We start from the raw sequence: 19,948 nt of genomic DNA on the forward strand, positions 1-19,948 counted from the left end.
GAATCTGACACTGTCTCAGCTGTCGATTCATTTTGCCGGGCGGTTAGACGCTCATATTGATCTGTAATTCGCTGACACAGAATTTTGAACACCCTCTATAGCACTGTTTTTTATGCCCGCCCTGCTCTTACCAGACCCCGCCGATTTCCCAGCGCTCCTTCCCCATAACCACTTCGTCACCAATACTCAAACGCATCAGTGTTTGCGCCAGCGGTGCCTGGGTACTTAGCACGGCGATAGTGCGTCCTTCTGTCACAAGCTGGCGGCCGCCAACCGGCGCTATCCACAACCAGCGCTGATTTTGCTGCGCACTTTTACTCTGAGTATCCAGTAATTGAATCAATGCGCCGGAGGCGATGGTGTCGTCTTCACTGAAGTCCGGCACCGGCCATTGGCCGATAAGGATGCGGGTTTCCTGCAGTTCGCGGATACGCTCCGACTGGCCGTGTGCCAGATAGGCAGCTTCCAGCGCCAGAGTGTCGTACTGATTTTCCGGTTTATTGCCTTCGTGGGAGGCAGTTTCCTGCGCCTGGCGGGCGGCATTGAGTGCGGCAGCAATTTCGCCGTCAATGGCGGCCAGCAAGGCTTCTTTCAGGGCGCTTTTGGCAAACGGAACTGTGTTCAAATGGATAACCGAAAAATAAAGAATTATGCGATTATAGGCCTATTCGTCGTTTATATTAATGCTTTGTCTGCGCCCTGAGTTCAGGGCTGCGTCTCAGCGAATACCCTAAGGAATAGCGCTAACCATGCCGTCTCTGTCCTCTCACCCGGTTACCACTGCAGCCTCTGCTTCCTCCGCGGCCTCACGGTTACTGGCTCACAGCCCTTTTGTTAAAGCGGTACAGCGTGATGAGCTTACCTGTCTGGAAATCCGTCATCCGCAGTTCAGCGCCGATTTGTTATTACAGGGTGCGCAGTTAATTCATTACGCGCCTAAAGGTGAGAACAACTGGCTGTGGCTGAGCGAGCAGGCGGAATACAAACAGGGCCAATCGCTGCGCGGCGGCATTCCGGTTTGCTGGCCGTGGTTTGGTAGTGCGGCGATGAATCCGGCGGCGGTAAAAGCCGCCATTACTAATCCGGAGCAGGCACCGGCCCATGGTTTTGCCCGTGCACGGCAATGGCAGCTGAGCGATTTGTACGAGGCCTGCGACCGGGTAGAAATTACGCTGACATTAAATGATCACCAGCATCCGCAATGGGCAACACAGCTGAACGCTGAGGCGCAGTTTATTTTCCGCGCCGACAGTCTGGCGGTTAATTTAATCAGCCAGAATAACGGAACCGAACCGGTATGTTTCAGCCAGGCGTTGCATACCTATTTCCCCACCGACGATGTACGTGCCACTCAGGTATTGGGCTTTGAAGGTGAGCGTTATATCGAAACCTTAGAAGGCTGGTGCGAGAAAACTCAGCAGGGGCCGGTACGTTTTAACGGTGAAACCGACCGTATTTACGATGCCACGCGTCCCTTACGTTTAATCAGCCCGCAACAGCGTTTATTACTGCAATCCTGTGGCAGCGCCAGTGCCGTGGTATGGAACCCGTATATTGAAAAAAGCCTGCGTCTGAGCCAGTTTGCAGCGGATGCCTGGATGCGGATGTTCTGTGTAGAAACCGCCAATGCCTTTGCCGATGTAATCACTCTCGCGGCAGGCGAAAAGCATTGCCTGGGACTGCAATTAAGCTCGCTGGATTAAAACGGCATTCTGCCAACATTAACAAGGAGGTTTATGGTGTCTTACGAATTAACCGTCAGCGCCCCACGTCAGGTACGGATGTTACAAATGCTGCTGTTTTACAGCATCGCTTTCCTCGTTGCCTGGCTGGTCAGCAGTGATCAGCCACCGGTCGTTCTCTGGCCGGTTACTGCGCTGGTTCTGCCATTACTGTTGTGGTTGCAGTGGTGGGAACATAAACGCCATCATCAGCAGCAACGGGTTAAAACCCTGCTGCGCTATGACGATGGGCAACTGTTTATTGCCCCGCATGCTAACCACCCGGCACTGACACTGGCCGCTGCTGATATCCGTAAGGTATTTATCGGTCCCGGCTATATTGCCGTAGAAGGAGACTACCCCATTGCCCGTTCGCTAAATCTGCCTATGCAGGCCGATACCCGGGAACGGGATAAAGCGATAGAAGATATTATTGCCGCGTTATTGCAGGATAATCCGGCGCTGGCGGTTATTCGTGAATAATCGCCTATTAATGCGCCCGTTTTTGATCCTGCTTTTGTTCCTGCTGCACTAAAAACTGCGATAGCGCCCGGTCGTAATCGTTCATATGCCGGCCAAACCAGTCTGGAATTACATCCATTAAAAATTCGAGCACACCGGTCATATCGCCACTGCTTTCATAGCCTGCCAGGGCGTCGGCAAACTGCTGCAATATACGTTGGTGTTCATGGCGGTGGGATGCAAGGGCGGGAAAGCGCAGGTATTCCATATCACGCTCTTCCTGTGCAAAGTGCTGCTGACAATGCTCATACACGCGGCGTAAATACGGCAGCCCTGCGCGCCCCATCAGCAACGCCTGTTCGGCCTCGTTCAGCAGGTTGGCAAATTCTTCGTGTTCACGGTTCATTTGCGCTAACGCCAGCGGGCGGTAATCGCGGAATTCGATGGTCATGACAGCAGATCCGCAGCAACAATCAGTAGTGGCAGTCTAACCCGCCACTACTGATTACGATGTTGATTATCGTCAAGCGAAGGCCGATCGAACGGCAATCAGCAGTACTGCGCCACATCGACAATGGTGCGACGCAACCAGCGATGTGCCTGATGGTGCTGCAACAGCGGCGACCAGGCCATTTTCAGCTCGAACGGCGGGATTTTGAACGGCGGCTCTTTCACCACCAGCGAGGCCGATTCAGCCTGCATATCGGCCACCTTACGCGGCAATGTCGCCACCAGATCGTTATTCAGCGCCAACAACGCCGGCATCTGATAATGACGGGTAAACACCGAAATTTTGCGTTTATGACCCAGCTTCGACAGTGCGTTATCCACCCAGCCCAGACGGATGACTTTCTCCGGGTCGATACCTACACCAGCCCCCATACCGGTTTTGCTTACCCAGATATGTTTGGAAGCCAGATAGGCATTGAGATCAAAATTGAGAATCCCCGGATGATCGGGGTTAATCAGACAGACAAAGTCGTCCTGCCACAGGGTCATCTGGTGGAAAGACTGCGGCATCTCGTCAAAGCGGTTAATGGCCATATCGACCTTACCGGCTTCTACGTCTTTAAAGGTCACATCCGAGGGGGTCAGTACGTCGAGGATAATATCCGGTGCTTCGGTACGCAGGCGCTTAACCAGCTCCGGCACCAGCGTGGATTCGGCGTAGTCGCTGACCATAATGCGAAACACGCGGTGGCTGCTCAGGGCGTCAAACTCTTCCAGTGGCTGTAACGCCATCTCCAGTTCGCCCAGCGCCTTACGGATCACCGGCTGCAGCTCCTGTGCCCGCTCAGTCGGCGTCATACCATCTGAGGTGCGTACCAGCAGCGGGTCACCAAACAGTTCGCGCAGCCGGCGCAGGCCATTACTCATCGCCGGCTGGGTAATACCCAATTGCTGTGCTGCTTTGGTAACACTGCCTTCGCGCAGCAGGACATCGAGGTAGACCAGCAGGTTAAGATCGATACGATCGAGGTTCACAGACATCACCCTTCAGTGTTGAAGGGCGCATTGTCGCAGGAATTCCGGCATTCACCAAGACTATACAACTGCCTTGGTGCATAACTTTTATTAATACTGAGTATAAGCTTCAGTGGTCTGCCTTACGCAGGAATGGCTCAACCCAAGGTTTATTGGCAGCGATTTCTTCCTCGCTCAGGCCTTTCAGCTCATACGGAAACACCAGCCAGTCGTCGGTTTCACGCAGACAGAAATCAGGCTTGAAATCGACCCGGTTATACGCCGGACGCTGCCACAGTGTCGCAACCTTAACCTGGCTGGGCATATTACGCTTGAGCTTGCCCTGCAGGCGGTTGATCACCGCGCTGATGTTGTAGCCGGTGCTGAATACGTCATCGACAATCAGCAGGCCATCATCAACATTGAGGTTTTCCACCAGATACTGAGTGCCGTGTACGCGAATATCTTCTGGTGACTGCACCATGCTCTGGTAGGCCGGCAGACCACGATACGAGGTGCGCAGCGCGATATGATCGGTTTTCACGCCCAGCGTCTGCAGACATTCCTGCACATAGATGCCCACCGAGCTGCCACCACGCCAGAGACCAACGATAAAGGTCGGGCGGAAACCGCTCTCAAAAATCTGCACGCCGAGGCGGAACGCATCCTGAATGACCGTTTCTTCGTCCAAAAATCGTTTCTGCATGAGGTACTCTTATGTGACAGGCATAGGAACAGAGCGTTATGATAGCACCTGACCAATTGGTCAGGTAAAGAGTTGTTTCGAAACACGACGGGAGCCGGAATCATTATGAGTGCCAAATTGTACCTAACCGCCCAGGGATTGCTGGAAGATTCTTATCATCTTGCGGCCAAGGTGCTCGACAGCGGCTTCCGCCCGACCTTTATGATTGCCGTATGGCGCGGCGGCGCACCGATTGGCATTGCGGTGCAGGAATACCTCGATTACCACGGCGTAGAGACCGACAACATTGCCATCCGTACCTCGTCCTATCAGGGCATCGACCAGCAGGCCAAAGAGGTCAAAGTGCATGGCCTGAACTATCTGGTGAAGAACGTTAAGCACAGCGACAGCCTGCTGATTGTCGATGATGTATTCGACAGCGGCCGTTCCATCGAAGCCATTATTAACGAGCTGAGCCGCCGTGCACGCCTGAATACCCCACACGATATCCGCGTTGCCGTGCCCTACTATAAGCCGCACCGCAACCAGACCGACCGCGTACCGGATTACTATATCCACGAAACCAGCGCCTGGCTGAAGTATCCACACTCGCTGGAAGGCCTGAGCAACGAAGAAATCGCTCAGGGCCGTCCGGAGCTGTACGAGATTATCAAAGATCACCTGCCAGCCTGAGAAGCAGGCAGAACTGGTATCAATAAAAACGGGCCTTAATCAGGCCCGTTTTTATTGAAAGAAACACTCATTGTATGAACGATTTATTTTAAACCGGCCAGATAATCTGCCTGAATTTTTGCAGCATCGATCTTTTTCAGACCTTCGTTAAAAATATCGGCGATTGCCTGCTGGTTCTTCTTAAAACAGATAAAGAGTTTTTTATCTTCCAGAAGCTTGTCATTGAAACTGATTTTATCCCTCAGCTTGATAAGATCAGGGTCGGTCTTAACACTGTATTCCAGCACGTTTTTATCAATCACGGCGAGATCGATACGGCTGAAGGCTGCTTTCTGAATATTGCTTTTATCGCTGATCACTTCACTGACTTTCAGCTGACCCGCCGCCACCATGGCATCAAAATCGGCCGTGTTTACATAGTCTTTCACCACGCCAACCTGATATTTTTTCAAATCATCCAGCGATGACCATGCAACCGGCTTACCCACTGGCTGCACGAAGCCCAACGGACCACTCCCCATACTGTCTGAGAAGATAAATTCAGCTGCAATATCTTCACTGTAATATTCCGGAAAGTATCCGGCGTATTTACTGCTCTCATCTTTCGCCAGATGAACTGCCCGGCTCCATGGGTAAAACTCAACCACTAATGTGTAGCCCATGGCAGAGAAAGCAGCTTTGGCCACCGCCACACTGGCCCCCTGCTCTGCCATTTGTGGGTCAGAATACGGCGGCCAACTGAGCGAGGTCAGATAAACAAACTTATTTTCAGCCTGTGCCGGAAAAATCCCACCAACCAGCAATAAAACAGCGCATAAAATATGACGCATAATATTTCCCTCACATCAGTTTAAAGCTTCGTTTAACCGACAGCACAACAGTACTGTTACCATTATCGTTAAAGTCATCGTCAATCGTGGTGGTCATTACAGTCGCTTTGATATCAAAGCCGTGGAACATACGGCTGATAGCCGCCTCAGCATATTGGTAGGATGCTTCGTTTTTATCCCAGGTCCAAATATCTTTATCACCGGATACACTGTGCGCGGCAGCAAATGCCAGCGTGTAATCGCCAAGCGGCATACTGTGTGTCAGCTTAAAAATATTATGGTCGGTATCCAGGCCAAAATATTCCGGCGCATGATACCAGTAGAGCGTTGTATTCGCGTTGAAATACAAACCTACATAATACTCACCATAATCGTAATCATCGGAATAGCTGGCACCGTGATAAGTGTACTGCGCATAACCCAGATCAAAGCCAAAGGCCGGGTTAATATCGCGGTAATAGCCCAGATAGTAATCCCACTCCAGATTAGTATCATCTTTACCACCGAAATCGACATTACTGGCCCAGGTACCAGCGTATATGCCGCTGTCGTGGCTGTAATCTAATGCTCCCTGCAGTGCAGGGCCTTTATCCGTTTGTGAAACACCGTTAAAACGGTAATCGGAAACCACTTCCAGATCAGCCGTAACTCCGGCAAAAGCAGCCATAGGAGCTACAGCAAAGACTAACAACATATGCTTTTTCATAGTCTTTCTCCACCAGTAGTCAGAGTCATACATTACCGCTGTCTGCGGCAATTTCTAAAAACGGAATTTGTGCATAAGGAACGTCAGCGCTTCCGCCTGTTTCTGTGCTTCAACACTTGAGCGCGCGGTATTGCCAATCATTTCGTTGGCGGCATCAACGCTTTCTTTAATATGTACCAGATTTTTGTTCAGCTCTTCAATCACATGACTTTGTTCACCCGATGCCTGAGCAATTTCGGCATTCATATGGCTGATCTGCATCATCATACTGACAACGCCAGCAATCGATTCCCCGACTTTTTCAATCTGCTCCACGCTGGAGGCCGTATACTCCGTGCTCTTGTGCATCACTTCAACAGCCTGACTTGTCGAAGACTGCAGACGCCCGATCATTTGGTTAATTTCATTGGTTGAATCACGGGTGCGCTGGGCCAGCGTACGTACTTCATCGGCAACCACAGCAAAACCACGCCCCTGTTCGCCGGCACGTGCCGCTTCAATAGCCGCGTTCAGCGCCAGTAAATTGGTTTGTTCGGCAATCCCCTGAATCACATCCGACACCGCACCAATATTAACACCTTCACTTTCCAGATTGCGGATCACCTCGCCTACATGCTGAATTTCACCGGATAAATTACGGATAACATCGGCTGCTGTTTTTACAGTATCCTGGCCATGGCTGGCTTCCACATTTGCTTTAGCGGCATATTCCGAGGCTTTTCTGGCGTTATCAGCAACATTTTGTGTGGTCGATGCCAGCTCGGTGCTGGCGGTAGCGACCATATCCACTTCATGCTTCTGCACATCAAAGCCCTGACGGATATTACTGATATCCTGCTGACTGGAATTGGCCAGTAATTTCAGTTCTTCTGATGAATGATTAACCTGACCAATCATATTCGCCAGCCCGGCCAGAAGCTGATTAACCTGTTCTGCCAGTGCTGCAATCTCATCACCACGACTGGTATCAAGACGCTTGCTTAAATCACCACCACCAGCTGCAAGTTCTGCCACTGCCGCAGTAATTGCAGAAATTTTATTAACCACAGAGTGCGACACCAGGAAGGTAATGAGACTGACCAGAATAATATCCAGCAGAATCATTTCAATAATCACCGAGTGTATTGCCTGATTCAGCTCTTTGCGCATCACCGAATCGTTCATCCGCAGAACAAGGTGACCAACACTTTTTTGATTGTCATTATCGTTGAAGAATAATTCAGTCCGGGTTTCCAGAGCATCATTGCCGCTATCGGCCTTGTCTTTTGCCCGCATGACCGGATCACCTTCCGGCAGCTCTACTGTCAGGCTATTGATACTCTCTGCTTCCAGTTCTGCTTCGAGGGTTTTTTCTATACTGGCGGTATCAAAATTCCAGATAAAATTCGGCAGGCTCAGACTTAGGCGAGTGGTAACCAGGTGTGCCTGTGCCTGCAGCTGTTGTTTAAGTGCCAGAGCTTTACTTTCGTAATTGTAAAAACCCATCATCAGCAGCAAAGCTGTGACAGTAACAACTACATAGACCGCCATCCGGGATTTGATACTGGTAAGCATAATTTCCTCCTGATATCAGTAAACGATAGTACAGAGAAAAATCATGACCAGAGCATTGAATAAAAAAGCTCAGAATGTCCTGAAATTCAGTTTCACCGTGCAAGGTTATCCGCTGTGCAAGGCATAGCACTGCGATTTATTACACAAACACCTATCATCCGGTTAAATGTTTGTTACATAAAATCTGGCACCCGGACAGGAGCATCCGTCAGGCATAAAAAAACGGAGCCGAAGCTCCGTTTTTTATATCTCAGCTGTCAGGCAAACCTCAGTTGAGGTGCTCCACACGAATGCGGGTCACATTACCCACCGTGCTGGACAGTGCTTCGATAGCAGCAATGGCTTCGTTCATCTGTTTTTCCACCACAACGTGGGTCAGCAGGATGATCTGCGCCAGCGCTTCGCCGTCTTTTGGCTCTTTCTGGATGATGGCTTCGATATTGATGCCACGCTCACTCAGAATGCTGGCAACAGCGGCCAGTACACCGGTTTTATCTTCCGCCTGAATACGCAGGTAGTAAGCGGTTTCCACTTCTTCCATCGGCAGTACCGCCACGTCTTCAATATCGTTGAAGGCGAGGTGATTGACGCTGGCTTCCGCCGGTGCATCAAAGGTACGGGCGAGGTCGATAATGTCGGCCACTACTGCAGAAGCGGTCGGACCAGCACCGGCACCGGCACCAACATACAGCGTGTTACCAACGGCATCACCGTTGACCATCACGGCATTCAGCACGCCATCAACAGTCGCAATAGGACGTGCAACCGGAATCATGGTCGGATGTACGCGCAGGTCGATACCTTTGTCGGTACGGCGGCTGACGCCCAGGTGCTTGATGCGGTAACCCAGCTCTTCGGCGTACTCAACGTCATCCGGAGTCACCTTGCTGATACCTTCGGTATAGCAACGGGCAAACTGCAGCGGAATACCGTAAGCAATCGACGACAGAATGGTCAGCTTGTGTGCCGCGTCGATACCTTCAACGTCGAAGGTCGGGTCCGCTTCGGCATAACCCAGCGCCTGAGCTTCAGCCAGTACATCGGCGAAGTCACGGCCTTTGTCGCGCATTTCGGTCAGGATAAAGTTACCGGTACCGTTAATGATGCCCGCCAGCCAGTTGATACGGTTGGCCGCCAGACCTTCACGGATCGCCTTAATGATCGGGATGCCGCCGGCAACCGCCGCTTCGTACATCACGCTAACGCCTTTGGCTTCCGCCGCGGCGAAGATTTCGTCACCGTGTACCGCAATCAGTGCTTTGTTGGCGGTAACCACGTGTTTGCCGTTGGCAATCGCGCCCAGCACCACGTCTTTGGCGATGGTGTAACCACCGATCAGTTCAACAACAACATCAATCTCCGGGTTGTTGATAACATCGTTCACGTCGGCGGTAACCGCCACAGCGCCGGTGTCCACATCCGGGTTCGGATGACGGGTAGCCACCTGCGCGATAATAATTTCACGACCCGCCCGGCGCGCGATGTCTTGTGCATTACGGGTCAGCACATTAAAAGTGCCGCCGCCAACTGTACCTAAACCACAGATACCTACTTTTACCGGTTTCAAGGTCGTTTCTCCTTAAGATATAGAGAGTATTAAGTTGTTAACCGCCAAAGCCATCGTTACGCAGCATCTGTTTAATGCCTCGCAGCGCCTGGCGGGTGCGCTGGTCATTCTCAATCAGGGCGAAGCGTACATGGTCATCGCCATATTCGCCAAAGCCAATTCCCGGTGACACGGCCACCTTGGCCTCGGTCAGCAGTTTCTTGCTGAACTCGAGGGAGCCCATTTTACGATAAGCTTCAGGAATTTGCGCCCAGACAAACATGGTGGCTTTCGGCCATTTTACCGGCCAGCCCAGATCATTCAGCCCCTTGCAGAGTACATCCCGGCGGCTGCGGTACATCTCGCAGATATCGCTCACCACCGTCTGATCACCTTCCAGTGCGGCAATCGCTGCCACCTGAATAGGCGTGAATGTACCATAATCGAGGTAGGACTTAATCCTTGCCAGGGCATAAATCAGATCTTTATTGCCACAGCAGAAGCCAACCCGCCAGCCCGGCATGTTGTAGCTCTTCGACAGCGAGTAAAACTCCACCGCAATATCTTTCGCACCTTCGACCTGCAGAATGGACGGCGGCTGGTAACCGTCGAACACGATATCGGCATAGGCCAGATCCTGCACCACCCAGATTTCGTGCTCTTTGCACATCGCCACCACCTTCTCGAAGAAGGCTAAATCGACACACTCGGCGGTCGGGTTGCCGGGAAAATTCAGCACCAGCATCTTCGGCCGCGGCCAGGTGGTTTTAATGGCTTTTTCCAGCTCATCGAAGAAATTCACATCCGGCGTCATCGGCACATGACGGATATCGGCGCCGGCAATAACAAAACCATAAGGGTGAATCGGATAAGACGGATTCGGCACCAGCACGTTATCGCCCGGACCCAGAGTGGCCAGCGCCAGGTGCGCCAGTCCTTCCTTCGAGCCGATGGTGGTAATCACCTCGGTTTCCGGATCGAGATCAACATTGAATTTGCGCTTATACCAGCTCGCCATGGCGCGGCGCAGACGCGGAATACCCTTCGACTGGCTGTAGCGATGGGTTCCGCCACGGGTCGCGGTTTCCACCAGCTTATCGACAATGTGTTTTGGCGTGTCCTGATCCGGGTTACCCATCGACATATCGACGATGTCCTCCCCCGCCGCTCGTGCCGCCATCTTCATTTCGCCGATCACATTGAAGACATAAGGAGGCAGGCGCTTAATGCGCGGGAAGTTAGTATCCATAACGGTGTCCTGATTCTCAGGTAATTAAAGGGGCTTCAAGGCTACTGTATCAACCGCTGGGGAACAACGATCAGTCGGCAGGAATTTGACCAGCACAGTACGTGCGGTAAATCGCATAAAGCTGTGTTAGTGTCAGAGCGACAATCTGATTGCAGAAAAAACATAAGGAAAAGCAATGGCAAACTTTCTTGTATTAACCGTTATTGCCGACGACAAACCCGGAATTGTTGAACAACTGTCAGCCACCATCGCCCGCAATGGCGGTAACTGGCTGGAAAGCCGTATGGCGCATATGGCAGGAAAATTTGCCGGGATTTTGCGGGTATCTATTCCGGCTGAACAAAGCAACAGCCTGATTGCCGAATTAAGCTCGCTCAGCTCACGCGGTATTCTGGTAAACGCCGAAACCGGCAGCGACAGCGAAGAAAACGACAGCCTCGACCTGACCCTGAATCTGGTCGGCAATGACCGTCCGGGTATTGTTAAAGAAGTATCTCAGGCGCTGGCAAAAATGGGCGTGAACGTACTGGAATTAACCACCGACTGCGGCACCGCCGAAATGTCTGCGGTGCCACTGTTCCGCGCCGAAGCCCTGCTGCGTGTACCACACAGTTTTGATACCGATATTCTGGCCAGTGCACTGGAAGCCATTTCCAATGACCTGATGGTAGAAATCCGTCTGGATTAATTCCTGCCGCGAGCCGTGCTGCACAGCGCTGCAGCACGGCCGGTATAACAAGCATCAGCCAATAACGGCCTGTCCCAGCAGCCAGGCTGAGTTACCCGCCAGCAGCCACATCATCACTTTAAAAAACACATCGCCGTCCATGCGTTTGCTTAACCAGCGGCCAAGATAAACACCGGCAAAGGCCACCGGCACCAGAATCACGGTTAACCAGCCGATATCAAAATTCAGCAGCCCCAGCATGCCGTATGGCAGCAGTTTGATCGCGTTCATCAAACCGATCGCGAGGGTAATCTGCGCCAGGAAAGATTCTTTATTGAGCTTGCCCAGTAAAAAATAAGCCTGCAGCGGTGCCGCACCGGCGTGGGCCAGGGTACTGCCCAGACCGGCAATACTGCCCAATAACCCCCCCTGCAACACCGATGCCTGCGCCGGTTGTTCTTCACTGGCTGCCGCCATGCGCCGGCCAGCCAGCCAGGGCCAGCGCTTCTGCGCCAGTACCCAGAAACCGATCAGACCAATCAGCGCCTGTACGCCACGTTCGCTGACCACTCCCAGCAATAAGGTGCCCGCCGTGATGCCCAGCAGAATACCGGGCAGCAGGGGTTTCACCAGCGCGAACGACAGGTAACGGCGATATACACGCAGGGTCATGATGTCCATCAGCAGCAGAATCGGCAGCAGAATACCGATGGCCTGCTCACCGCCGATAAAAGGTGCCATCATCGGCACTGCCACCACACCGATACCACCACCAAAACCGGATTTGGCAATGCCGGTTAACAACACGCCGAGCACGGCAATCGCAACAAAGGTCAGATCCACAAAACTATCCCGTCAGACGGAGCCGTCTCTGTACCCTCATATCCGGCTCCGGCAGCAGGCGTTGCCTGCTTAAGGTAAATCAAACAACAGGGCCTCCGCCTTGCTGTCGGCGCTGAAGGTCAGCGCCTGTTCATTGCTGATACTCACGCCGTCACCGGCATTTAATATCAGCGTGTTATCGCCGGCCTGCAGTTGCAGCGGGCCGTTAATGGCATGCACATAATAGCGACGCGCCGGGTTCAGTATCTGTTCTGCGTTTTCTGCGGTCAGGCGCACATGCAACAGCTGTGCATCCTGGCGGATACTCAGCGTGCCGTCGCGTCCGTCCGGCGTAATCACCGGCTGAATGGCCTGCTGGCGGGGAAAGCGCTTCTGCTGATAACCCGGTTCGGTATTCTGCTCATTGGGCTGAATCCAGATCTGCAGAAAATGCAGCGGCTGGTCTGTCGCCGGATTAAATTCGCTGTGCATCACACCGCTGCCCGCCGACATCAGCTGAAACTCACCGGCCGGCAAATGCTCAACGTTGCCCATCGAGTCACGGTGGGCAATGGTGCCGTCCAGCACATAGCTGATAATTTCCATATTGCGGTGGCCGTGGGTATCGAAACCTGCGCCCGGGGCAACCCGGTCATCGTTGATTACCCGTAAAGCAGACACCCCCATATGTTTGGGGTCGTAATACTGGCCAAAAGAAAACGTATGCGAGCTGTTCAGCCAGCCAAAATTGGCCCGGCCGCGTTCATTGGCTGCGCGTAAGATTAACATGTGCTGATCTCCTCTTTAAAACGCTTCACAAAAATTATTGACAAAACTCTTCATTAATCCGGACTATGCAACGCTCTTTTTCAATGCAACAGTAAAACCCCCACAGACTTCCACGGGAGGCTGTGAAATACTGCTGCGCTTTTTTTGCTACGCCTTTTTCACTGCACCCGGTGCTTACCGGTCTGCGTTACTGCCCTGCGGGCCAGTGGTTTATTGTGTCTTCAACTTCCGAATCCGTATCCACAGACGATCAGCATCACGCCCAGCTGTTGCGTGCCGACCTGATTCTGCTTGGCGTTACCCTGCTGGCTGCGGTCAGCTGGATGTTTTCCAAAGAGGCGTTAAACGAATTTCCGCCGCTGCTGTTTATGGCCTGCCGCTTTAGCGCCGCCGGTCTGCTGCTGGCGATTCCCGGCCGCCGTGCGCTGGCGGCCTTACAGGCCCACGAATGGCGCGCCTCGGCATTGGTCGGCCTGTTTTTCGGTGCCGCCATGAGCTTCTGGATCATGGGGCTGTTTAATGCTCATACCCTGGGAGAAGGTGCCTTTATTACCAGCCTGGCGGTGGTGCTGGTGCCTTTTATCAGCTGGCTGCTGTTCCGCGAACGTCCGGCGAAAAGTATCTGGGTTGCCCTGCCGCTGGCCATCGGCGGTCTGGCACTGCTGTCGTTACGTCATGGCTTTAACCCTGACCCCGGCCAGCTGTTTTTCTTTGCCGCCGCCCTGCTTTTGTCACTCACCTTTATTCTCAACGGCCGTGCCGCGGCGCGTATTTCGGCACTGGCCCTGAGCGCTATCCAGCTCGTGCTGGTCGGCGTTGTATCTTTTACCCTGTCGGCCATGTTCGAAGACTGGCCCGATACCTTTACCCCAACCATGTGGCTGTGGCTGATTCTGAGTGTGACTGTTGGCACCGCCGCACGCTTTCTGCTGCAGACCTATGCTCAGGGTCTGGCGTCACCCAGCCATGCTGCAGTGATTATGGTGCTGGAGCCGGTCTGGACCGCCATCATCGCCGCCTTCTGGTTTACCGAACGGATGGAAACGGCGCAGATTCTCGGCTGCACCCTGATTCTGCTGGCGCTGCTGGCCAATCGCTGGAGTGCTCTGCGGCGCTGGCTGAAACGCTGAAGCGGGCGCTCTGCCCGCTTTATTTCCGGTCCGCTTTTCCCGGCCCGCTTTTCCCAACTTGTTTAGCAATTAATTACTCAGATCGTGCAGCTTACCCGGACGACCATCCAGCACAGTGACTTCGCTTGCCGCCAGACGCGGCTTACGTGGCCAGTTACCTTCTTTGGCGTAACCCAGGGTCACCATCATGGCAACGCTGTAGCGTTCGCCAATGTTGAACACTTCTTTCGCTTTCGCGGTATCGAAGCCGATCATCGGCCCGGTGGCCATACCCTTACCGGCCGCGGCCGTCATCAGGTTCATGGTCGCCATACTGGCCGAGCGCAGTGCCTCATCGTGGGCCGCGGCTTTGTTATCGCCGTAGGCACCATTTACTGCGCTGACAAAGTAGTCGCGCACGCCTTCGTTATAGATACCGGCATCGACACCGCGCTGGGCGATATCCGGCATACGTTCATGGCCCTGTTCGTCGGCCAGCACCAGAATAACCACCGGAGCATCGGCCACTTTCTGCTGACCGTAGGCGATGTCTTTTAAGGTTTCTTTCGCCGCCTGATCGGTCACCACCAGATAGCGGGTATGCTGAATGTTAAAGGCCGTTGGTGCATGCTGGGCGTAATCCAGCAGCTCCAGTACTTCCGCCGTGCTGATGGCACGTTCGGTATCAAAGTAGTTCACAGAAGTACGCTGGCTCAGGGCATCAAATACGTTCATGGCGGCATCCTTAAATCGGGTATCGGTTCGGGTATTCGTTGTGTTGTTAAGGCTGTTAAGCAATGAGTGCAGTTTAAGTTCGCTTTATTCGATTAAAAATCTCATAATTTAACGCATAGCTTTCGATATTTACGAAAAGGCATTTCAATGAAAACAACCCTCGAACAGTGGCGCATGTTTAAAGCGGTGGTTGACCATGGCGGCTACGCCCAGGCAGCTGAGGCCATCTTCAAGAGTCAGTCGACCATCAGCTATGGTGTGCACAAGCTGCAGGAGCAACTGGGCGTACAACTTTTGGAAGTGGAAGGGCGCAAAGCGGTACTGACCGAACACGGCCGTATTCTGTTACAACGTGCCGAACAGCTGCTCGATCAGGCAGAGAATATCGATCAGGTTGCCAGCTCGCTTAATCAGGGCGTTGAGCCTGTTGTGCGTGCTGCCATCGACACCATCTACCCCAACGATGTGCTGTTTGATGTGTTTGAAGCCTTCTCGGCCGAGTACCCCGATACGCGCCTGGAGCTGGAAGAGTTTGTACTCAGCGGCGGTAACGAAATGCTGCTCGAAGACAGCATCGATATTCTGATTACCCCGCAACTGCCCAGTGGCTGGAATGGCGAGCACGTACACCGCTCCTGCTTTCTGCCGGTTACCAGCCCGCAGCATCCGTTGCAGCATCTGGGGCGCGAGGTCACCTACGATGACCTCACCGCTCACCGGCAGGTGGTGCTGCGCGACAGCAGCCGCAAACGCCGCAGCGAAGGTGGCTGGCTCGGCGCCCATCAGCGCTGGACCGTGACCCATACCAGCACCCGACTGAATATTGTCCGCCGTGGTCTGGGCTTTGCCTGGCTGCCGGAGCTGCTGATTGCCGACGACCTGAAAAGCGGCGCCTTGCAGGTGATTCCCTTTGCTCAGGATGCGCGGCGCTACGTCGACCTCTATCTGGTAATGGCCCATGAAGAAAGCGCCGGCCCCGCGACCCGCGCCCTCGCCCGCCTGCTAGCCAACACCGACACCGGCTGCAAAGCGGCACACAGAACAGAAACCGAATAAAGGCCAATACCCTGGCCAACACCCTGGCTAGTACCGGCAAGAGCTGCAAAGCGGCGCACGCAACAGAAACCGAATAAGCGCCCCAGAATGCAGCGACCATCTGTTCAGCTAATCATCTGTGCACTCTTTTGGGGTGCAACTGACAGCAAAATCAGCAACTTAACACTCGCCAGCCTGCCGGATGCCGCAATTTTCAGGCTCCGGCAAAACTGGTACAGCCCTTGCTGAACACTGATCAGTAACAGGAGATACTCGGCAACCGAATCCGGTTGGGATTCACAGAAATAGGTGGCTAGGGTTCCGGTTCTTTGCTGAAAAAGAACGTCTGGTCCGAGAGCAACCGACCTCAGCGTATTCACAGCGCAGGTTACACGGCGGGACAAAAGCCCGGGAGACCCACACGCGAATGCCAGCATCTGGCCGTTTCGCGCTGAGTTCTCCTGCCGTCTGATTTATGTGGATATCAAAGAGGAAGTCCTATGAAGCCGTTAAAACGTCTGCTCACTGCCAGCCTGGTCACCCTGGCCGCCCTTACTCCATTACACGCTCAGGCCAAAGACAGTTTCCGTCTGGCCTGGTCTATCTACGTTGGCTGGATGCCGTGGGATTACGCCGACAAAGCCGGCATCGTAAAAAAATGGGCCGATAAATACGGCATCGAAATCGAAGTGGTGCAGATCAACGATTACGTTGAATCCATCAACCAGTTTACCGCCGGTGAATTCGACGCCTGCGTGATGACCAATATGGATGCCCTGACCATTCCGGCCGCCAGCGGCGTCGACACCACCGCCTTAATCGTCGGTGACTTCTCCAACGGCAACGACGCCGTGATCCTGAAAGAAGGCAAAAGCCTGAAAGACATCAAAGGCCTGCCGGTGAATCTGGTGGAGCTGTCGGTTTCCCACTACCTGCTGGCACGCGGTCTGGAAAGCGTGGGCATGAGCGAAAAAGACGTATCGGTGATCAACACCTCCGACGCCGATATGGTTGCGGCTTATGGCACCGGTGATGTTAAAGCCGTGGTGACCTGGAACCCGCTGGTAAGCGAGATTCTGGCGCAGCCAAACGCAACCGCCGTGTTTAACTCCTCACAGATTCCGGGTGAAATTATCGACACCACTATGGTCAACAGCGAAACCCTGGCCGCTAACCCCGCCTTAGCCAAAGCCCTGACCGGCGCCTGGTACGAAACCATGAGCATCATGGCGAAAGACGACGCCGAAGGTAAAAAAGCACGCAGCATGATGGCCGAAGCCTCAGGCACCGACCTTGCCGGTTACGATGCCCAGCTGGCCGCCACCAAAATGTTCTACGACGCACAAAAAGCTGTGGAATTTGTGAACAGCGCCGAGCTGCCAAAAACCATGGAATACGTGGCGAAATTCTCCTTCGACCACGGTCTGCTGGGTGATGGCGCCGCCGATGCCGGCTTTATCGGCATGGCCTTCCCGAATGGCAAAACCTTTGGCGATAAAAGTAATGTGAAGCTGCGCTTTACCGACAGCTATATGAAGATGGCGGCTGAAGGAAAGCTGTGATGCCCGGCCATTGAGTATCAGGCGCTGCGCGGCAGAGTTTGCTGCCGCAGCGCTTTTAAGCCATACCGCAGCCATCGCGGCCAGCGGCAAAAATCGCTACAATGCTGCCCTTTCTTTGAATAACCCGTAGCGAATTGTCATGACCGCACAGAATCCCCGCAAAATCCTCGTCACCAGCGCCCTGCCCTATGCCAATGGTTCCATTCACCTCGGCCACCTGCTGGAATACATTCAGACTGATATCTGGGTTCGGTTCCAGAAACTGCGTGGCAACGAATGCCACTATGTTTGCGCCGACGACGCCCACGGCACCGCCATCATGCTGCGCGCCGAAAAAGAAGGTATCAGCCCGGAAGAGCAGATTGCGCGGGTAAAAGCCGAGCACGAAGCGGATTTCGCTGGTTTCCAGATTGCGTTCGACAACTTCCACAGCACCCACAGCGAAGAAAACCGCCTGCTGTCAGAAGAAATCTACAAAGCCTGCCGTGACAAAGGCCATATCGCCATCCGCAGCATCAAGCAGCTGTACGATCCGGTTAAAGAGCTGTTTCTGGCCGACCGTTATATCAAAGGCGAGTGCCCTAAGTGTGACGCCGCCGACCAGTACGGCGACAACTGCGAAGCCTGTGGCGCAACCTACACCCCGGCCGAGCTGAAAAACCCGTTCTCAGTTATTTCCGGTGCTACCCCGGTCGAAAAAGAGTCCGAGCACTACTTCTTCAAACTGCCCGATTTCCAGGAGTTTCTGCAGCAGTGGACCCGTTCCGGCACCCTGCAGGATGAAGTGGCCAACAAACTGGCCGAGTGGCTGGATTCCGGCCTGCAGGAGTGGGATATCTCCCGTGATGCGCCGTATTTCGGCTTCGAAATTCCGGATGCACCGAACAAGTTTTTCTACGTCTGGCTGGATGCCCCTATCGGCTATATGGCCAGCTTTAAAAACCTGTGTGACAAGCGCGGTGACCTCGACTTTAACGAGTACTGGAAAAAAGACTCCACCACCGAGCTGTACCACTTTATCGGTAAAGACATTATTAACTTCCATGCGCTGTTCTGGCCTTCCATGCTGAGCGCCGCAGAATACCGCACACCAACAGCGGTCAATGCCCACGGTTTCGTGACCGTGAACGGTTCTAAAATGTCGAAGTCGCGCGGTACCTTTATTAAGGCGCGTACTTTCCTGAATCATTTAAACCCGACCTATCTGCGTTACTACTTTGCCGCCAAACTGAGCTCCAGCGTCGATGATTTCGATTTAAATCTGGAAGATTTCGTGCAGCGCGTAAATGCCGATCTGGTAAACAAACTGGTCAACATCGCCTCGCGTACCGGCAACTTTATTGCCAAAGCGTCCGGCGAACTGAGCGCGACCTGCGCTGAGCCGGAAATGCTGCAGCAATTTATTGATGCCGGCGACCAGATTGCCAGCCATTACGAAAAACGCGAATTTGGCCGCGCAATGAAAGACATCATGGCGCTGGCCGACCGCGCCAACGAATATATTCAGGAAAAAGCCCCGTGGGCGATGAATAAAGAAGAAGGCCGCCATCAGGAAGTGCAGGACGTATGTTCTGTGGCCCTTAACCTGTTCCGTCAGCTGGTGACTTATCTGGCACCGGTACTGCCGGAAATTGCCGACAAAACCAAAGCATTCCTGAATCTGGACAGCCTTGACTGGGAAGCACGCCGCGAGATTCTGCTGAGCCACAAAATCAATAAATTCCAGCCGATGCTGGCCCGTGCCGAAATGGACAAAGTAACCGCCATTCTGGAAGAAACCAAAACCGAGCTGGCCAAAGAAAACGGCGAAGCTCCGGCAGTGGATAACAGCGCCGATAAAACCGCTGCGAAAAACGCCGAGAAAAAGGCCGATAAAAAAGCGAAGAATAAAGGACCAGAGCTGCGTGAAGACGGTAACGAAGTGATTGCCGACACCATCGAGTTCCCGGATTTCGCCAAAGTCGACCTGCGTATTGCCCGCATCGTTAAAGCCGAGCATGTTGAAGGTGCAGAAAAACTGCTGCAGCTGACGCTGGATATCGGCAACGGCGAAACCCGCAACGTATTCTCCGGTATTAAATCGGCCTACAACCCGGAAGACCTGAACGGTAAGCTGACCGTGATGGTTGCCAACCTGGCGCCACGTAAAATGAAATTCGGCATGTCCGAAGGCATGGTACTGGCCGCAGGCCCGGGCGGTGAAGATATCTTCCTGCTCGAACCACACGACGGCGCCCAGCCGGGTATGCGGGTGATGTAATCACAATAATGCAATAAAAAAGCCGGGCTTTAGCCCGGCTTTTTTATTGGTAATGACAG

At 53.4% G+C, this 19,948-nt stretch carries 20 protein-coding genes and 1 riboswitch; of the genes, 8 read left to right on the top strand and 12 right to left on the bottom strand.

Annotated elements, in window-relative coordinates; genetic code table 11:
• Positions 1–127: 127 nt before the first annotated feature.
• Entirely contained in the window at positions 128–625 is a 498-nt protein-coding gene (locus LGT44_RS06630; RefSeq protein WP_230330760.1) for a hypothetical protein, read from the bottom strand.
• Positions 626–749: 124 nt separating this feature from the next.
• On the opposite strand from LGT44_RS06630, the gene LGT44_RS06635 reads away from it, so the two are divergent.
• A complete protein-coding gene (locus LGT44_RS06635; RefSeq protein ID WP_230330761.1) occupies positions 750–1,703 on the top strand; it encodes a D-hexose-6-phosphate mutarotase in 954 nt (317 codons plus the stop codon).
• A 33-nt stretch (positions 1,704–1,736) separates the two neighbouring features.
• Entirely contained in the window at positions 1,737–2,204 is a 468-nt protein-coding gene (locus LGT44_RS06640) for a hypothetical protein (protein WP_230330762.1), read from the top strand.
• Positions 2,205–2,211: 7 nt separating this feature from the next.
• On the opposite strand, the gene LGT44_RS06645 is transcribed toward LGT44_RS06640, so the two are convergent.
• From LGT44_RS06645 to LGT44_RS06655, 3 genes are all read right to left on the bottom strand, one after another.
• Entirely contained in the window at positions 2,212–2,634 is a 423-nt protein-coding gene (locus LGT44_RS06645) for a bacteriohemerythrin (protein WP_145469313.1), read from the bottom strand.
• 98 nt (positions 2,635–2,732) lie between these two features.
• Positions 2,733–3,668, bottom strand: coding sequence for a LysR family transcriptional regulator (locus LGT44_RS06650; protein ID WP_145469312.1), 936 nt, complete (start codon positions 3,666–3,668; stop codon positions 2,733–2,735).
• A gap of 109 nt (positions 3,669–3,777) precedes the next feature.
• The gene (locus LGT44_RS06655; protein WP_225691630.1) at positions 3,778–4,353 is read right to left on the bottom strand and encodes a phosphoribosyltransferase; all 576 of its coding nucleotides are present in this window, start codon (positions 4,351–4,353) and stop codon (positions 3,778–3,780) included.
• Positions 4,354–4,458: 105 nt separating this feature from the next.
• On the opposite strand from LGT44_RS06655, the gene LGT44_RS06660 reads away from it, so the two are divergent.
• Positions 4,459–5,025, top strand: a complete 567-nt coding sequence (locus LGT44_RS06660) for a phosphoribosyltransferase (protein ID WP_145469310.1) — start codon at positions 4,459–4,461, stop codon at positions 5,023–5,025.
• A gap of 83 nt (positions 5,026–5,108) precedes the next feature.
• Here the strand turns inward: LGT44_RS06660 and LGT44_RS06665 are convergent, their stop codons facing one another.
• The 5 genes from LGT44_RS06665 to alaC all read right to left on the bottom strand — a co-directional run bounded on the left by LGT44_RS06665 (position 5,109) and on the right by alaC (position 10,910).
• Entirely contained in the window at positions 5,109–5,855 is a 747-nt protein-coding gene (locus LGT44_RS06665; RefSeq protein WP_230330763.1) for a substrate-binding periplasmic protein, read from the bottom strand.
• Positions 5,856–5,865: 10 nt separating this feature from the next.
• Positions 5,866–6,561 (bottom strand): TorF family putative porin, encoded by a 696-nt coding sequence (locus LGT44_RS06670; RefSeq protein ID WP_230330764.1) that lies wholly within the window; start codon positions 6,559–6,561, stop codon positions 5,866–5,868.
• A gap of 54 nt (positions 6,562–6,615) precedes the next feature.
• A complete protein-coding gene (locus LGT44_RS06675) occupies positions 6,616–8,115 on the bottom strand; it encodes a methyl-accepting chemotaxis protein (RefSeq protein ID WP_230330765.1) in 1,500 nt (499 codons plus the stop codon).
• A gap of 268 nt (positions 8,116–8,383) precedes the next feature.
• A complete protein-coding gene (locus LGT44_RS06680) occupies positions 8,384–9,682 on the bottom strand; it encodes a homoserine dehydrogenase (protein ID WP_145469306.1) in 1,299 nt (432 codons plus the stop codon).
• A 37-nt stretch (positions 9,683–9,719) separates the two neighbouring features.
• Positions 9,720–10,910 (bottom strand): alanine transaminase, encoded by a 1,191-nt coding sequence (gene alaC / locus LGT44_RS06685; RefSeq protein WP_230330766.1) that lies wholly within the window; start codon positions 10,908–10,910, stop codon positions 9,720–9,722.
• Between the two features lie 175 nt (positions 10,911–11,085).
• Here alaC and LGT44_RS06690 point away from each other — a divergent pair, with 175 nt between their 5' ends.
• A complete protein-coding gene (locus LGT44_RS06690; protein ID WP_145469304.1) occupies positions 11,086–11,598 on the top strand; it encodes a glycine cleavage system protein R in 513 nt (170 codons plus the stop codon).
• 54 nt (positions 11,599–11,652) lie between these two features.
• Here LGT44_RS06690 and LGT44_RS06695 read toward each other — a convergent pair whose 3' ends face one another.
• On the bottom strand, positions 11,653–12,420 hold the full coding sequence (locus LGT44_RS06695) for a sulfite exporter TauE/SafE family protein (RefSeq protein WP_230330767.1): 768 nt from the start codon (positions 12,418–12,420) through the stop codon (positions 11,653–11,655).
• A gap of 69 nt (positions 12,421–12,489) precedes the next feature.
• On the bottom strand, positions 12,490–13,188 hold the full coding sequence (locus LGT44_RS06700; RefSeq protein WP_230330768.1) for a pirin family protein: 699 nt from the start codon (positions 13,186–13,188) through the stop codon (positions 12,490–12,492).
• A 122-nt stretch (positions 13,189–13,310) separates the two neighbouring features.
• Between LGT44_RS06700 and LGT44_RS06705 the strand changes: the two genes are divergently transcribed.
• On the top strand, positions 13,311–14,318 hold the full coding sequence (locus tag LGT44_RS06705; RefSeq protein ID WP_230330769.1) for a DMT family transporter: 1,008 nt from the start codon (positions 13,311–13,313) through the stop codon (positions 14,316–14,318).
• A 69-nt stretch (positions 14,319–14,387) separates the two neighbouring features.
• Here the strand turns inward: LGT44_RS06705 and LGT44_RS06710 are convergent, their stop codons facing one another.
• Entirely contained in the window at positions 14,388–15,032 is a 645-nt protein-coding gene (locus tag LGT44_RS06710) for a nitroreductase family protein (protein WP_230330770.1), read from the bottom strand.
• Positions 15,033–15,179: 147 nt separating this feature from the next.
• On the opposite strand from LGT44_RS06710, the gene LGT44_RS06715 reads away from it, so the two are divergent.
• The 3 genes from LGT44_RS06715 to metG all read left to right on the top strand — a co-directional run bounded on the left by LGT44_RS06715 (position 15,180) and on the right by metG (position 19,889).
• Positions 15,180–16,088: a LysR family transcriptional regulator gene (locus LGT44_RS06715; RefSeq protein ID WP_230330771.1), complete on the top strand. Its 909-nt coding sequence runs from the start codon at positions 15,180–15,182 to the stop codon at positions 16,086–16,088.
• Positions 16,089–16,369: 281 nt separating this feature from the next.
• Positions 16,370–16,484, top strand: a riboswitch (guanidine-I (ykkC/yxkD leader).
• 83 nt (positions 16,485–16,567) lie between these two features.
• Positions 16,568–17,629 carry a putative urea ABC transporter substrate-binding protein gene (locus LGT44_RS06720; RefSeq protein ID WP_230330772.1) on the top strand — a complete coding sequence of 354 codons (1,062 nt, stop codon included), beginning with the start codon at positions 16,568–16,570 and terminating at the stop codon, positions 17,627–17,629.
• Positions 17,630–17,768: 139 nt separating this feature from the next.
• Complete coding sequence (gene metG, locus LGT44_RS06725; protein ID WP_230330773.1) at positions 17,769–19,889, top strand: methionine--tRNA ligase; 2,121 nt, start codon at positions 17,769–17,771, stop codon at positions 19,887–19,889.
• Positions 19,890–19,948 lie beyond the last annotated feature (59 nt).

Origin of the sequence: Thalassolituus alkanivorans (genome assembly GCF_020447205.1) — a bacterium.
GTDB lineage: Bacteria > Pseudomonadota > Gammaproteobacteria > Pseudomonadales > Oceanobacteraceae > Venatoribacter > Venatoribacter alkanivorans.